Annotated in this window: 14 protein-coding genes; 6 read left to right on the top strand and 8 right to left on the bottom strand. The window is 71.5% G+C overall.

Features of this window, described 5'->3' with window-relative positions; all coding sequences use genetic code 11:
• Positions 1-7 precede the first annotated feature (7 nt).
• Positions 8-478 carry a MarR family winged helix-turn-helix transcriptional regulator gene (locus tag IH50_RS0118595; RefSeq protein ID WP_030863084.1) on the bottom strand — a complete coding sequence of 157 codons (471 nt, stop codon included), beginning with the start codon at positions 476-478 and terminating at the stop codon, positions 8-10.
• Positions 475-1,080 (bottom strand): type 1 glutamine amidotransferase family protein, encoded by a 606-nt coding sequence (locus IH50_RS0118590; RefSeq protein WP_030863079.1) that lies wholly within the window; start codon positions 1,078-1,080, stop codon positions 475-477. The genes IH50_RS0118595 and IH50_RS0118590 overlap by 4 nt, the downstream gene beginning before the upstream one ends.
• A 157-nt stretch (positions 1,081-1,237) precedes the next feature.
• Here IH50_RS0118590 and IH50_RS0118585 point away from each other — a divergent pair, with 157 nt between their 5' ends.
• The 3 genes from IH50_RS0118585 (at position 1,238) to IH50_RS0118575 (ending at position 4,224) form a co-directional block, all read left to right on the top strand.
• Positions 1,238-2,593: an aspartate aminotransferase family protein gene (locus IH50_RS0118585; protein ID WP_030863077.1), complete on the top strand. Its 1,356-nt coding sequence runs from the start codon at positions 1,238-1,240 to the stop codon at positions 2,591-2,593.
• Positions 2,594-2,754: 161 nt separating this feature from the next.
• Positions 2,755-3,528: a GntR family transcriptional regulator gene (locus IH50_RS0118580; protein WP_030863074.1), complete on the top strand. Its 774-nt coding sequence runs from the start codon at positions 2,755-2,757 to the stop codon at positions 3,526-3,528.
• A gap of 45 nt (positions 3,529-3,573) precedes the next feature.
• The gene (locus IH50_RS0118575) at positions 3,574-4,224 is read left to right on the top strand and encodes a hypothetical protein (RefSeq protein WP_030863071.1); all 651 of its coding nucleotides are present in this window, start codon (positions 3,574-3,576) and stop codon (positions 4,222-4,224) included.
• Between the two features lie 9 nt (positions 4,225-4,233).
• On the opposite strand, the gene IH50_RS0118570 is transcribed toward IH50_RS0118575, so the two are convergent.
• Both IH50_RS0118570 and IH50_RS0118565 read right to left on the bottom strand, forming a co-directional pair.
• On the bottom strand, positions 4,234-4,524 hold the full coding sequence (locus IH50_RS0118570; protein ID WP_030863068.1) for a hypothetical protein: 291 nt from the start codon (positions 4,522-4,524) through the stop codon (positions 4,234-4,236).
• 123 nt (positions 4,525-4,647) lie between these two features.
• Positions 4,648-5,931, bottom strand: a complete 1,284-nt coding sequence (locus IH50_RS0118565) for an adenylosuccinate synthase (protein WP_030863066.1) — start codon at positions 5,929-5,931, stop codon at positions 4,648-4,650.
• Positions 5,932-6,115: 184 nt separating this feature from the next.
• Between IH50_RS0118565 and IH50_RS0118560 the strand changes: the two genes are divergently transcribed.
• Complete coding sequence (locus IH50_RS0118560) at positions 6,116-6,988, top strand: diacylglycerol kinase family protein (RefSeq protein ID WP_030863064.1); 873 nt, start codon at positions 6,116-6,118, stop codon at positions 6,986-6,988.
• Here IH50_RS0118560 and IH50_RS0118555 read toward each other — a convergent pair.
• The gene (locus IH50_RS0118555; RefSeq protein WP_078914030.1) at positions 6,969-7,577 is read right to left on the bottom strand and encodes a Uma2 family endonuclease; all 609 of its coding nucleotides are present in this window, start codon (positions 7,575-7,577) and stop codon (positions 6,969-6,971) included. The genes IH50_RS0118560 and IH50_RS0118555 overlap by 20 nt on opposite strands.
• A 57-nt stretch (positions 7,578-7,634) precedes the next feature.
• Positions 7,635-8,147 carry a GbsR/MarR family transcriptional regulator gene (locus tag IH50_RS0118550; protein WP_030863059.1) on the bottom strand — a complete coding sequence of 171 codons (513 nt, stop codon included), beginning with the start codon at positions 8,145-8,147 and terminating at the stop codon, positions 7,635-7,637.
• A 114-nt stretch (positions 8,148-8,261) separates the two neighbouring features.
• On the opposite strand from IH50_RS0118550, the gene IH50_RS0118545 reads away from it, so the two are divergent.
• Together IH50_RS0118545 and IH50_RS0118540 are read left to right on the top strand one after the other, a co-directional pair.
• On the top strand, positions 8,262-9,158 hold the full coding sequence (locus IH50_RS0118545; protein ID WP_030863056.1) for an ABC transporter ATP-binding protein: 897 nt from the start codon (positions 8,262-8,264) through the stop codon (positions 9,156-9,158).
• Positions 9,155-10,759, top strand: a complete 1,605-nt coding sequence (locus IH50_RS0118540; RefSeq protein ID WP_030863053.1) for an ABC transporter permease — start codon at positions 9,155-9,157, stop codon at positions 10,757-10,759. Before IH50_RS0118545 ends, IH50_RS0118540 begins: the two co-directional genes overlap by 4 nt.
• 9 nt (positions 10,760-10,768) lie before the next feature.
• Here the strand turns inward: IH50_RS0118540 and IH50_RS0118535 are convergent, their stop codons facing one another.
• Positions 10,769-11,362, bottom strand: coding sequence for a Uma2 family endonuclease (locus IH50_RS0118535; protein ID WP_030863050.1), 594 nt, complete (start codon positions 11,360-11,362; stop codon positions 10,769-10,771).
• An 87-nt stretch (positions 11,363-11,449) separates the two neighbouring features.
• A complete protein-coding gene (locus IH50_RS0118530; protein WP_030863047.1) occupies positions 11,450-12,673 on the bottom strand; it encodes a cytochrome P450 in 1,224 nt (407 codons plus the stop codon).
• Between the last annotated feature and the right edge of the window lie 21 nt (positions 12,674-12,694).

The following is a 12,694-nucleotide window of genomic DNA, read 5'->3' as shown; positions in this document are numbered from 1 at the left end:
GCGACGTCTACGGTTCCGTAACAGGCGGTCCGAGCGTGTCCAGCACCGCGGACAGGCGCTCCAGCGCCTCCACCGCACGGGCGAGTTCCGCCTCCCCGTACGCCGCTCCGTACGCCTGTGCCAGCCGCTCCGCGAAGGCCGCGTGGCCGGGGTCGATACGGCTGACCGCCGTGTACCCCTCCTCCGTGGGGGCGAGGAGTTTGGCGCGGCGGTGGGCCGGGTTGGGCCGGTACTCGGCGAGTCCGCGCTCCACCAGCAGGTCGGCGACGCGCTGCACGCTCTGCCGGGTGATGCCCATGGCCCTGGCGATCCCGGAGACCGGCAGCGGCTCGCCGAGGACCGCGCCGAGCACCTGCCACCAGGCGGCGGTGAGCCCGGCGGGCCGGGCCAGCTCCTCGGCGACCGCGAGGAACCGGCCGTTCAGCCGGAAGGCGCCGAGCGCGCCCCGGCTGAGCAGCTCCTGGTGTTCCCCGCTCACCGCGCCGTGGCCTCCGCGTACACGGCGTACGCCTCGGGGTCCGAGTCGTGGAACAGCCGGTACCAGGCGTCGTTCACCGTGTCGTCGTGGACGCCGAGCAGCCGGAAGATCTCGCGGGCGAAGGCGACGGGCTCGGTCGGTCCCGCGGTGACGAGACCGCCGTCGGTGACCGCGTCGGCCTCGACGTACCGGTCGCCGCCCGCGTAGCCGGTCGCGGCGAGGTAGAAGGGGACGGCGCTGGTGTGCGCACGGGTGTCGAGCAGCCCTTCCCTGGCCAGCCCGGCGGTGGCGCCGCAGATCGCGGCGACGGGTACACCGGCGTCGAGGAAGGCACGGGCGGTACGGGCGAAGGGGGCGAGGCCGTCGCCCTCGTCCCAGCGGTCGGCGCCGGGGAGGATCAGCAGCGCACTGTCCTCGGGCCGCAGCTCGTCGAGCGCGAGGTCGGCCAGGACGCGGAGTCCGCCGATGCCGGTGACGGGCTCCCCGGCCGGGGTGACCGTACGCACCTCGTAGCCGGCGCGGGCGAGGTGCGCGGTGGCATGACCGGTCTCCCAGTCGGCGAAGGTGTCGTAGAGGGCGAGATGCACGGGCTTGCGGGTCATGACCGCTCCCTTGTGGGTACGCCAGCAGATGACAGCATCTTGTCATGACGACAGTGTCCTGTCCATCGCTTCCGTCGACACCCTGTCGCGGAAAGTCCCCCACCGCAGACAGGCCGCCGATGTCGCGGCCCCACGGCCCCGGCCTACCCTCGGCCCCATGACCCCTCAGCCGAACCCCGAGGCCGGCGCCGCCGTCAAGGCCGCCGACCGTGCGCATGTGTTCCACTCCTGGTCCGCGCAGGAGCTCATCGACCCGCTCGCCGTCGCCGGGGCGCAGGGGTCGTACTTCTGGGACTACGACGGCCGGCGCTACCTCGACTTCACCAGCGGCCTCGTCTACACCAACATCGGCTACCAGCACCCGAAGGTCGTCGCCGCGATCCAGGAGCAGGCGGCGCGGATGACGACGTTCGCGCCCGCGTTCGCCGTGGAGGCGCGCTCGGAGGCGGCGCGGCTGATCGCCGAGCGCACCCCCGGCGACCTGGACAAGATCTTCTTCACCAACGGCGGCGCCGACGCCGTGGAGCACGCCCTGCGCATGGCGCGGCTGCACACCGGCCGCCCCAAGGTGCTCTCCGCGTACCGCTCGTACCACGGCGGCACCCAGCAGGCGGTCAACGTCACCGGTGACCCGCGCCGCTGGGCCTCCGACAGCGGCACGGCCGGGGTCGTGCACTTCTGGGCGCCGTTCCTGTACCGCTCCCGCTTCTACGCCGAGACCGAGGAACAGGAGTGCGCGCGGGCGCTGGAGCACCTGGAGACGACGATCGCCTTCGAGGGTCCGTCGACCGTCGCCGCGGTCGTCCTGGAGACGATCCCGGGGACGGCGGGCATCATGCCGCCGCCCGCCGGCTATCTCGCGGGCGTGCGCGAGATCTGCGACACGTACGGCATCGTCCTCGTCCTCGACGAGGTCATGGCCGGGTTCGGGCGGACCGGGACGTGGTTCGCGGCGGACCTGTACGACGTCGTCCCGGACCTGATGACCTTCGCGAAGGGCGTGAACTCCGGGTACGTGCCGCTGGGCGGTGTCGCGATCTCCGGGGCGATCGCCGACACGTTCGGGAAGCGGCCCTACCCGGGCGGCCTGACGTACTCGGGGCACCCGCTGGCCTGCGCCGCCGCCGTCGCGACGATCGGGGTGATGGAGGAGGAGGGCGTCGTGGAGAACGCGGCGGGCCTCGGCGCGTCTGTCGTCGGGCCGGGGCTGCGGGAGCTGGCCGAACGGCACGCATGCGTGGGCGAGGTGCGCGGGACCGGCATGTTCTGGGCGCTGGAACTGGTGCGGAACCGGGAGACCCGCGAGCCGCTGGTGCCGTACAACGCGGCCGGTGAGGCGAACGCCCCGATGGCGGCCTTCGCCGCCGCCGCGAAGGAGGCCGGGATCTGGCCCTTCGTGAACATGAACCGCACGCACGTGGTGCCGCCGTGCAACGCGAGCGAGGCGGAACTGAAGGAGGGCCTCGCGGCGCTGGACGCGGCCCTGTCGGTGGCGGACGACTACGTGGAGTGACCACTCCGGGAGGCCGGTGCGAAGCCGGTGCGAACGGGCGCGAGGGGTTCCTCCCCTCGCGTCTTTTCGAACGCCTCCGGCCCGCCCGAACGCGTAAGGTGGCGTGCTCGTACACATCCGTGTGCACGTCACTCGAACGCGACGAGGGAGACGCCCCGACCATGCCCGGCTTCAGCGGCGGCGGTGCCGTGACCCGCAGCACCCTGCGGCAGCAGATCGCGGACGCGCTCCGTGACGAGGTGCTGGCCGGGCGGCTCCAGCCGGGGCAGGAGTTCACCGTCAAGGAGATCGCCGACCAGTACGGCGTGTCCGCGACCCCCGTCCGGGAGGCGCTGGTCGACCTGTCGGCGCAGGGGCTGCTCGACGCCGACCAGCACCGGGGCTTCCGGGTGCACGAGTACTCCGCCGACGACTTCCGGGGCATGCTCGAGGCCCGCACCCTGGTCATCGACGGGATGTTCCGCGCGCTCACCGACGGCCACCTGGTCCATCTCCGGCCGGACGAGCCCCGGGTCGCCGCCGCCCTCGCCGGGGTGCGCAGGCGCGGCGAGGAGGCGCAGCGCGCGGCCCTCGCCGGGGAGGTCACCGTGCTGATCGGCTACGACCTGCGCTTCTGGCGCGAACTCGGGTCCGTGTTCGGCAACCCGTACCTCACCGACTTCCTGCACCGGCTGCGCGTGCAGACCTGGGTGTGTGTGGTGCAGCAGCTGCGGCTGCTGCCCGATCTGCGCGGGCGCCTGTGGGCCGCGCACACCGATCTGGTCGACGCGTTGTCGCACCGTGACACCGATGCGGCCCGCGCGATCGTCGCGTCGTACAACGCGCACGCGCTCTCCCTCGTGGAGGGGCTGACGGGCGGTGGGATGGGTAAGGGACCCTCACAAGGACCGGCACGGGGGGAGCGGCCCGCGCCGGGCGCCGATACGCTTCCCTGACCACGACGACCATCCCGACGACCGTGCTGTGTGAGGAGCCCTCTTTTGGCCTGTGACCTGTGGCTGGTACCGCTCGTCGACGTGTTGTGCCACACGCCCGACAACCCGTTCGCCGAGGAACTCGCGCAGTACAACGCGGTGCTCGCCGAGTCCGGCCTGCCGCCGGTGCCGGTGTACCAGTACATGCCGGGACTGACCGGTGAGGTGGCCCCGGTCGCGGGTTTCGACTACGACGCGCTGCACTTCCTGCGGCGGGTGCATCTGCTCCAGGTGTGCGGGCTGCCGGTCACCCCGGTGGACGAACTGGGCGGCGACTACGAGCAGTTGCTGGAGATGTTCGAGACGACGGCCCAGCAGTCCCACCTGGTCTGGCACTACGACCACGCGGGCGCGTACGTTCCCGTCGACTTCCCGCACCCCCTCGCCAACGACGAACTCCTCGCGGGCGGCGGCCCCCTGGGCTCCTCCCACGCGCTGCTGCGGGAGCTGGAGCTGGTCGCCCCGGCCATCGGCATCGACCCGGCGAACCCCCCGGCCGCTCCCGAACCCCCGCACGGGCCGACCGAGTTGGAGGAGCCGGCCGTTCCCGCCCCGTACGACCCCAGCCCCTTCGCCCGCGAACGCCACGTCTGGCTGGGCCTGCACGCGGCGGCGACCCGGAGCCTGGCGCAGGGGTCGATGATCGTGTTCAGCTGACGGCAGGGATCAGCCCAGCTGGGAGAGCCCCTTCTGGAGGTCCTCCGCGTTCATGACGGGGCACATCTCCACCTGGGCGTTCAGGTGGGTGAAGAACGGTTCGCCCACCGGGGGCACCTCCGAGCTGTCCTGCATGTGGACGACCAGCAGCATCGTCCGCCGCCCGCCGAGCGGACCGAAGTAGGCCGCCTCCGGCCGCAACCGGTCGAGGATCCCCTTGACCTCCTCGGCCATCTTCCCGCCGCGGAGCAGCTCGTTCGCCTTCTCGGTGTCCAGTGTCGCCTTGAGCATCACGCGCATCGCACTCACCCTCTTCCGGCTCTTCCGGTCGATGCACGCACTGAATGTCAGGATATGCCCGTGACGACGAAGCCACCGGCGCCCTCGTCGAGGAACGCCGGTGGCCGGCCGGAACGGGTGCTCCTACAGGAACGAGTTGATCTCGATCGTCTCGTCGCGGCCCGGGCCCACGCCGATCGCGGAGATCGGGGCGCCGGACATCTCCTCCAGGGCCTTGACGTACGCCTGGGCGTTCTTCGGCAGGTCGGAGAACGACTTCGCCTTGCTGATGTCCTCGGACCAGCCCGGCAGCATCTCGTAGACCGGCTTCGCGTGGTGGAAGTCCGTCTGCGAGTACGGCAGCTCCTCGACCCGCTTGCCGTCGATCTCGTAGGCCACACAGACCGGGATCTGCTCCCAGCCGGTGAGGACGTCGAGCTTGGTGAGGAAGAAGTCGGTGAGGCCGTTGACGCGGGTGGCGTAGCGGGCGATCACCGCGTCGAACCAGCCGCAGCGCCGGTCGCGGCCGGTGGTGACACCGCGTTCGCCGCCGATGCGGCGCAGCGCCTCGCCGTCCTCGTCGAACAGCTCCGTCGGGAACGGTCCGGCGCCGACGCGGGTGGTGTACGCCTTGAGGATGCCGATGACCCGGCTGATCTTCGTCGGGCCCACGCCCGAGCCCGTGCAGGCACCGCCCGCGGTCGGGTTGGAGGAGGTGACGAAGGGGTACGTGCCGTGGTCGATGTCGAGGAGCGTGCCCTGGCCGCCCTCGAAGAGGACCACCTTGTCCTGCTCCAGCGCCTCGTTGAGCACCAGCACCGTGTCGGCGACGTACGGGGCGAGCTTGTCGGCGTAGCCGAGCAGCTCCTCGACCACCTGCTCCACGGCGATCGCGCGCCGGTTGTAGAGCTTGGTGAGCATCTGGTTCTTGGCGTCGAGGGCCGCTTCGACCTTCTGGGTGAGGATCGACTCGTCGTACAGGTCCTGGACGCGGATACCGACACGGTTGATCTTGTCGGCGTAGGTCGGGCCGATGCCCCGGCCCGTGGTGCCGATCTTGCGCTTGCCGAGGAAGCGCTCGGTCACCTTGTCCACCGTCACGTTGTACGGCGTGATGATGTGAGCGTTTCCGCTGATCAGGAGCTTCGACGTGTCGACGCCGCGCTCGTTCAGACCGCTCAGCTCGGAGAGCAGGACCGACGGGTCGACGACGACGCCGTTGCCGATGACCGGCGTGCAGCCGGGAGACAGGATTCCGGAAGGGAGCAGGTGGAGGGCGTACTTCTGGTCACCCACGACTACCGTGTGGCCGGCGTTGTTGCCGCCCTGGTAGCGCACCACATAGTCGACGGAACCACCGAGCAGGTCCGTCGCCTTTCCCTTGCCTTCGTCACCCCACTGAGCACCGAGCAGCACAAGTGCGGGCACGCGCGTACACCCCTTCCGGGCGGGGCATGTCCATGGTCGAGGGCGTATGCGGTGGGTTTCCGCCACGTACACCGCGACCGTCGTTGGCCGCCACCGTCGGACCGGATGCCCCGGAATAGACGAAGCCCCTGGCGCAATAGCGCAAGGGGCTCTTGCACAAAGATGCTACCCGAGGAAGCGAGGCATGGCCGAGGTGGCGACTTCCAGGACCTTCTCCGCGACGTCCGATCAGCTCCTGGTGGTCATCGACCCGGTCGCCCGACGGGCGGACGGCGAGTCCGTGCGGATCGCGAAGGACGTACTCAGCGCGGGTGCGGCGGGCACGAAGGTGTGCCTGCCGGACGGTCCGGAGGAGTTCGCGCGGGCGCTGGCGCGGCGTGGGTCGCGGCGGCCGGTGGTGGTGGGCGACGACCGGGCCCTGGTGCGGGCGGTGACGCTGCTGCACCGGCGGCGGGAGCTGGCCGACTGCGCCCTGTCCCTGGTGCCGGTGGGGGGCGCGGTCTCCCTCGCCCGGTCGCTGGGGGTGCCGGCGGGCGCGGTGGCGGCGGCGCGGGCGGTACTGGACGGGGCGGAGCGGCGGATGGACCTGCTGGTGGACGACAGCGACGGGGTGGTGCTCGGCGCGCTGCGGATCCCGCCGCTCGGCGGCACGGCACGGGTGCGGGAGGCGGACGGCGGGGCGGGGCGCCCGTGGCTGCGGACGTGCCGGTCGCTGGTGCGGACCCTGGTGCCGGCGCGGCCGTCCGGGGTCGTCTCCGCCCCCGGGGCGGGGCCGGCGCGGCTGCGGGTGGAGGTCGACGGGGAGACGCTCGTCGATCTGGGGCAGCCGGTGGAGGGCGTCTCGGTGGTGCCCGGCGTCTCCGGGGCGGCGCGGGTGGAGGTGCGTCCGGCGTCGGTGGGGGCGGAGGCGTCCCCGCTGTCGGCCGAGGGGCGGACGGTGACCGTGTCGGGCGCGCACTTCCGCTATCGCGCGGACGCGGCGGTGTCGGGACCGGTGCGGACGCGGACGTGGGTGGTGCGGGAGGGGGCGTGGGGGCTTACGGTGCCGGTGGGGTAGCGGACGCTTCAGGGGCCTTGAACTCGGTGGTGTCCAGGACGCAGCCGAATGGCGCCGGAATGGGCAGCTTCTCACCGAACGGCTTGGAGCAGCGGGCCTCGTAGCCCTTGGCGGAGGGCATCGAGAAGACCGTGGCCTGTTCCTCCTGCATGTCGAGGAGGAGATAGATGGGGACGCCCGCCTTTCCGTAGGTCTCGACCTTGTCGGTCAGGTCGTCGTTCCGGGTGGAGGACGAGGTCAGTTCGGCGACGAAGGAGAGAGCTTCCCCGTCCAGGTGATTGCTGGTACTCCGGCTGACACCTCGATGCGCCACGTGGATGTCGGGCCCGTACGCGCGCTCCACGCCTGGAAACACGTACAGGAAAGGACCGTAACTGATCCGGTGCTCCTCAGGGAGGTATGGCCGAAGCTGCTCACACACCAGCTCCATGACATCGAGGTAGAACGCCTTCGACCACGGCGACACGACGATGTTCCCCCTGATGATCTCGGCCTTGTAGCCGTCGGGCACGTCCAGTTCGTCGAGTGTCCTCAGCAGGCCCTCGAAGCTGTTGGGCTCGGTGCCGTTTATCGTCGGTCGCTCAGCCATGACTGTCATGATGCGCCCTCCCCTGGAAGCGGACCAGCCACCACTCAGAGTATCCGATCAGTTACGCTTCTGCGGCCGCTCTCCGAACCGCTCCTCCCGGTGCACCCGCCAGCGCCCCATCATCGCCTCGACCTCCTTCTCCACGAACTCGAAGAAGGCCAGCGTCTCCTCCAGCCGCCGCCCCGCCGGGGTGTCCGCACCCAGGCTGGTGACGCCGTCCCGCAGCGCGTCCTCCCAGCGCTTGATGACGGCCTCGCGGTTGGTGAGCGCCTCGTACCACTGGTCGCCGTGGACCCGGTACCGCTCCCGGCGGGAGCCCGGCTCGCGCTCGCGGGACACCATGTGGACCTGGGACAGGTAGCGCACCGCGCCGGAGACCGCGGCCGGTGAGATCTGGAGCTGTTCACCCAGTTCGGCGGAGGTCAGGGCCCCGGCGTCGGACGCGAGCAGGGCCCCGAAGACGCGGGCGGGCATGCGCTGCATCCCGGCCTCGACCAGCTGCGCCGCGAAGTGCTCGACGAACCGTGAGACCGCCTCCGGATCCCGGGCCGCGCCACTCGGTTCCGCCATGATCCGATCATCTCCCCTGCTCAGGCGCCGTGGATGCCATGAATCAAGTCTAGCCGTCGATTTATACGCTTCCTTAACTTCACAAATTTCTAAAAGAAGCGTACGTTCCGGAGCATGACGAAGGCCATCACCGTGTCCGGACTGCACAAGTCGTTCGGCCGGACCCACGCACTGGACGGTCTCGACCTGAGCGTCGAGACCGGCGAGGTCCACGGCTTCCTCGGCCCCAACGGCTCCGGGAAGTCCACCACCATCCGCGTCCTGCTCGGCCTGCTGCGCGCCGACTCCGGTGCCGCCCAGGTGCTCGGCCGGGACCCGTGGACGGACGCCGTGGAGATCCACCGCCGGATCGCCTACGTCCCCGGTGACGTGACGCTGTGGCGCAACCTCTCCGGGGGCGAGGTCATCGACCTGTACGGCAGGCTGCGCGGCGGCCTGGACCCGCACCGCCGCGCCGAGCTGACCGAGCGGTTCGAGCTGGACCCGACGAAGAAGGGCCGCACGTACTCCAAGGGCAACCGGCAGAAGGTCGCCCTGGTGGCGGCGTTCGCCTCCGACGTCGACCTGCTGATCCTCGACGAGCCGACGTCCGGCCTGGACCCGCTGATGGAGGAGGTCTTCCAGCGCTGTGTCGCCGAGGAGCGGGAGCGCGGGCGGACCGTGCTGCTGTCCTCGCACATCCTCAGCGAGGTGGAGGAGCTGTGCGACCGGGTCAGCATCATCCGCAAGGGGGTCACGGTGGAGAGCGGTTCGCTCGCCGAGCTGCGGCATCTGACCCGGACGAGCGTGAGCGCCGAACTCGCCGGCCCGCCCAACGGCCTCGCCGCGCTGCCCGGCGTGCACGACCTCGACGTGCGGGGGCGCCGGGTCCGCCTCCAGGTCGACACCGACAAGCTGGACGCGGTGCTGCGCTCGCTGAGCGAGTCGGGCGTGCGCTCGCTGACGTCCACCCCGCCGACGCTGGAGGAACTCTTCCTGCGGCACTACCAGGACGAGGTGACCGCCCGATGAGCGCCACCGCCTTCGCCGTACGGCCCGCGAGCGCACGACAGCTCGCCGGCACCGGCGTCCTGCTGCGCTTCGCGCTGCGCCGGGACCGGGTGATGATCCCGCTCTGGGTCGGGGTGAACGCCCTGATGGTGCTGTCCATGCCGAGCACGCTCAAGGGCCTGTACGCCACCCCGGCCGAACGCGCCGACCTCATCGGCCAGATGGCCGGCAGCTCCTCCCTGCGCGCGATGGTCGGCCCCGTCCTCGGCGACTCCCTCGGCGCGCTGACCGCCTGGCGGGCCGGGGTGTACGCGGGGGCGCTGGCCGCCGTGGCCGGTCTGCTGGTCGTCGTACGGCACACCCGCGACGAGGAGGAGAGCGGGCGTCAGGAGATGGTGGCGTCCGGGATGGTGGGCCGCAGGGCGTCGCTGACGGCGGCGCTGCTCGCGGCGGCCGTCGCGAACGGGGTGCTGGCGCTGCTGGTGACGGCGGGGCTGGCCGGTCAGGGTGCGGCGGGAGCGGCGGCGTTCGGGCTCGGGATCGCGGGCGTGGGCATGGTCTTCGCGACGACGGCGGCGATCGTGGCCCAGCTGACGGAGAGCGCGCGGCTCGCCCGGGGGCTGACGGCGGCGGTGCTGGGCGCGGCGTTCGTGCTGCGGGCGGCCGGCGACTCGGCGACCGACGACGGCTCGTCGCCGCTGACCTGGGCGTCCCCGCTCGGCTGGCTGACGAACCTGCGGGCGTTCGCCGGTGAACGGTGGTGGGTGCTGGGGCTGTTCGCGGGCGCGGCGCTGGTGCAGGGGGCGGTGGCGTACGCGCTCGCCGGCCGCCGGGACCTCGGCATGAGCTTCCTGCCGAGCCGTCCGGGACCGGCCACCGGGCGGCTGGACGGTGCGGGGGCGCTGGCGTGGCGGCTGCAGCGGGGCGGTGTGCTCGGCTGGAGCATCGGGTTCCTGCTGGCGGGGCTGGTGTACGGCGGGATGGCGGACGGGGCGGCCGAGCTGGTCGGTGACAACGAGGGCGCCCGGGAGATCTTCCGGCGGATGGGCGGGCAGTCGGGGCTGACGGACGCGTTCCTCGCGGCGATGGCCGGAATGCTGGGCCTGGTGGCCGCCCTGTACATCGTGGCGTCGGTGCTGCGGCTGCACGGCGAGGAGACCTCGGGGCGGGCGGAGCCGGTGCTCGCGGGGGCGGTCGGGCGGCTGCGCTGGGCGGCCGGTCACCTGGTGGTGGCGTTCGGCGGGTCGGTGCTGCTGATGCTGCTCGCGGGGGCGGGGCTCGCGCTCGGTCACGGCGAGCGGGCGGGGGCGGTCCTCGGCGCGTGTCTGGTGCAGGTCCCGGCGGTGTGGGTGATCGGCGGGGTCGCGGTGCTGCTGTACGGGCTGGTGCCCGGGGCGGCGACGGCCGCGTGGGGGGTGGCCGGCGCGGTGCTGCTGATCGGCTGGGTCGGCCCGGCGCTGGACGTACCGCAGGCGGTGCTGGACCTGTCGCCCTTCGGTCATCTGCCGAAGCTGCCGGGCGGGGGGATGGCGTGGGCGCCGGTGCTGGTCCTCACGGCGCTCGCGGTGACACTTGTGGCGGCGGGGCTGGCCGGGTTGCGGCGGAGGGACATGACGGCGTGACCGGGGTCGTCAGTCCATGTACGGCTTGAGCTCCTCGGCGTCGAATTCGATACCGACGGGCTCGGGAAGCACGACCCTGTCGCCCAGCTGGCGCTTCTGGATGTTCCGGTAGCCGGCCACTGGGTGCGGGTCGCTGTGCACAAGAATCGAGCGACGGTCGCGGTCGATCAGCAGATAGACGGGGATCCCGGCTTCGGCGTAGGCCTGGGGCTTCTCCACACGGTCGCGAGCGTGCGTGTCCGAGTCGAAGGACGTGACCTCCACGGTCATCAGCACGCCCTCGATGTCCGCCCAGTCCCCCTGTCCGGCGAAGTGGGCGACGGGGGCGAGTACCGCGTCCGGAAGGGCCCGGCCCTTGCGGTAGGACTCCACCTTCAGCCCCTGCACCGGGCTGAGATCGAGTTCGGGCCTGGCCCGCATGCACTGACGGATCAGCCACATGATGATCGCGCCGTGATTGCCGTTGGTCACTTTCCTGAGCCCGATCCGTCCGTTGATGAACTCGAACCTGACGGTCTCGTCCTCACGCTCGGCGAACTCGGCGATCCGCTCGAACATGTCCACCGACAACTGGGATGACGCGCGTTCTGCCATAACTGTCATGGTGCCTCCCTCCGCAGGCGGACACCAGCTTGACGAGCCATCCACGCCCCTCGCCGGAAGTCGGCCGGTGATCATCCGAACGAGTGATCACCGACCCACTTCCACGGCCAGCCCCTCCAGCCCCCTGATCACGAAGTTCGGCTTCCGCTGCGGCTCCGCCGCGAGCCGCAGCGTCGGCGCCTTCTCCAGCAGGGCCGTCATCGACGCCGCCAGCTCGATACGGGCCAGGGGGGCGCCGATGCAGTAGTGGATGCCGGCGCTGAAGGAGATGTGCGGGTTGTCGCGGCGGGTGAGGTCCAGGCGGGACGGGTCGGTGAAGACCGCCGGGTCGTGGTTGGCGGAGCCGAAGAGCATCGCGATCTCCGCGCCCCTCGGGATCACCCGGCCGTCGATCTCGATCTCGTCGAGGACCCAGCGTTCGAAGAGCTGGAGCGGGGTGTCGTAGCGCATCAGCTCCTCGACCGCCGTGGGGACCAGGGAGTGGTCCGCGCGCAGGGCGGCGAGCTGGTCGGGGTGGCGGAACAGCGCCCACCAGCCGTTGACCGTGGAGTTCACGGTGGCCTCGTGGCCCGCGTTGAGCAGCAGGACGCAGGTGGAGATCATCTCCTGCTCGGTGAGCCGGTCGCCCTCGTCGTGGGCGGCGATCAGACCGGAGATCAGGTCGTCGCCGGGGTTCTTGCGGCGTTCGGCGATCAGGCCGCGCAGGTAGTCGGAGAACTCGACCGACGCCCGGACCGCCCTCGCCGCCGTCTCCTCCGGCGGGTTCAGCTCGTACATGCCGCAGATGTCCGCCGACCAGGGCCGCAGGGGTGCCCGGTCGGACTCCGGGATGCCGAGCATCTCGGCGATCACCGCGACCGGCAGCGGCTCGGCGACGTCCTTCAGGAGGTCGCCGCCGCCCGCGTCGACCAGTGCGGAGACCAGGTCGTCCGCGAGACGCGTGACGTACGGCCTGAGGCGCTCCACGGTGCGCGGGGTGAACGCCTTCGACACCAGGCGGCGGATGCGGGTGTGGTCCGGCGGTTCGAGGTCGAGCATGCCGTGGTCGTTGAGGGTGTGGAACGGCTCGTGCTCCGGCGGCGGGGCGGTGCGGCCGAACTCCTCATGCGTGAAGCGGTGCTGGTACGTCCGTCCCAGGCGCCGGTCACGCAGCAGCGCCGAGACGTCCGCGTGGTGCGCGACCAGCCACTGGTCCGTGGGCTCGAAGTACCGCACCCGGCCCTGGTCCCGCAGCTCGGCGTAGGCGGGATACGGGTCGGCGACGAACGCGGGGTCCCACGGGTCGAACGCGAGGGCGTCAAGGGCTGCCATGGACGGACGGTAGCCCGGCGC

The organism is Streptomyces sp. NRRL S-37, from assembly GCF_000721605.1.
Taxonomy (GTDB): domain Bacteria; phylum Actinomycetota; class Actinomycetes; order Streptomycetales; family Streptomycetaceae; genus Streptomyces.
This window is presented reverse-complemented; position numbering and strand designations above follow the sequence as displayed.

What these genes read in the sequence shown, in the direction of transcription:
- IH50_RS0118580 (WP_030863074.1), top strand. Translation starts at nt 2,755, where the DNA reads ATGCCCGGCTTCAGCGGCGGCGGTGCCGTGACCCGCAGCACCCTGCGG.
- IH50_RS0118570 (WP_030863068.1), bottom strand. Translation starts at nt 4,524, where the DNA reads ATGCGCGTGATGCTCAAGGCGACACTGGACACCGAGAAGGCGAACGAG.
- IH50_RS0118555 (WP_078914030.1), bottom strand. Translation starts at nt 7,577, where the DNA reads ATGGCTGAGCGACCGACGATAAACGGCACCGAGCCCAACAGCTTCGAG.
- IH50_RS0118560 (WP_030863064.1), top strand. Translation starts at nt 6,116, where the DNA reads ATGGCCGAGGTGGCGACTTCCAGGACCTTCTCCGCGACGTCCGATCAG.
- IH50_RS0118545 (WP_030863056.1), top strand. Translation starts at nt 8,262, where the DNA reads ATGACGAAGGCCATCACCGTGTCCGGACTGCACAAGTCGTTCGGCCGG.
- IH50_RS0118585 (WP_030863077.1), top strand. Translation starts at nt 1,238, where the DNA reads ATGACCCCTCAGCCGAACCCCGAGGCCGGCGCCGCCGTCAAGGCCGCC.
- IH50_RS0118530 (WP_030863047.1), bottom strand. Translation starts at nt 12,673, where the DNA reads ATGGCAGCCCTTGACGCCCTCGCGTTCGACCCGTGGGACCCCGCGTTC.
- IH50_RS0118540 (WP_030863053.1), top strand. Translation starts at nt 9,155, where the DNA reads ATGAGCGCCACCGCCTTCGCCGTACGGCCCGCGAGCGCACGACAGCTC.
- IH50_RS0118535 (WP_030863050.1), bottom strand. Translation starts at nt 11,362, where the DNA reads ATGACAGTTATGGCAGAACGCGCGTCATCCCAGTTGTCGGTGGACATG.
- IH50_RS0118550 (WP_030863059.1), bottom strand. Translation starts at nt 8,147, where the DNA reads ATGGCGGAACCGAGTGGCGCGGCCCGGGATCCGGAGGCGGTCTCACGG.
- IH50_RS0118590 (WP_030863079.1), bottom strand. Translation starts at nt 1,080, where the DNA reads ATGACCCGCAAGCCCGTGCATCTCGCCCTCTACGACACCTTCGCCGAC.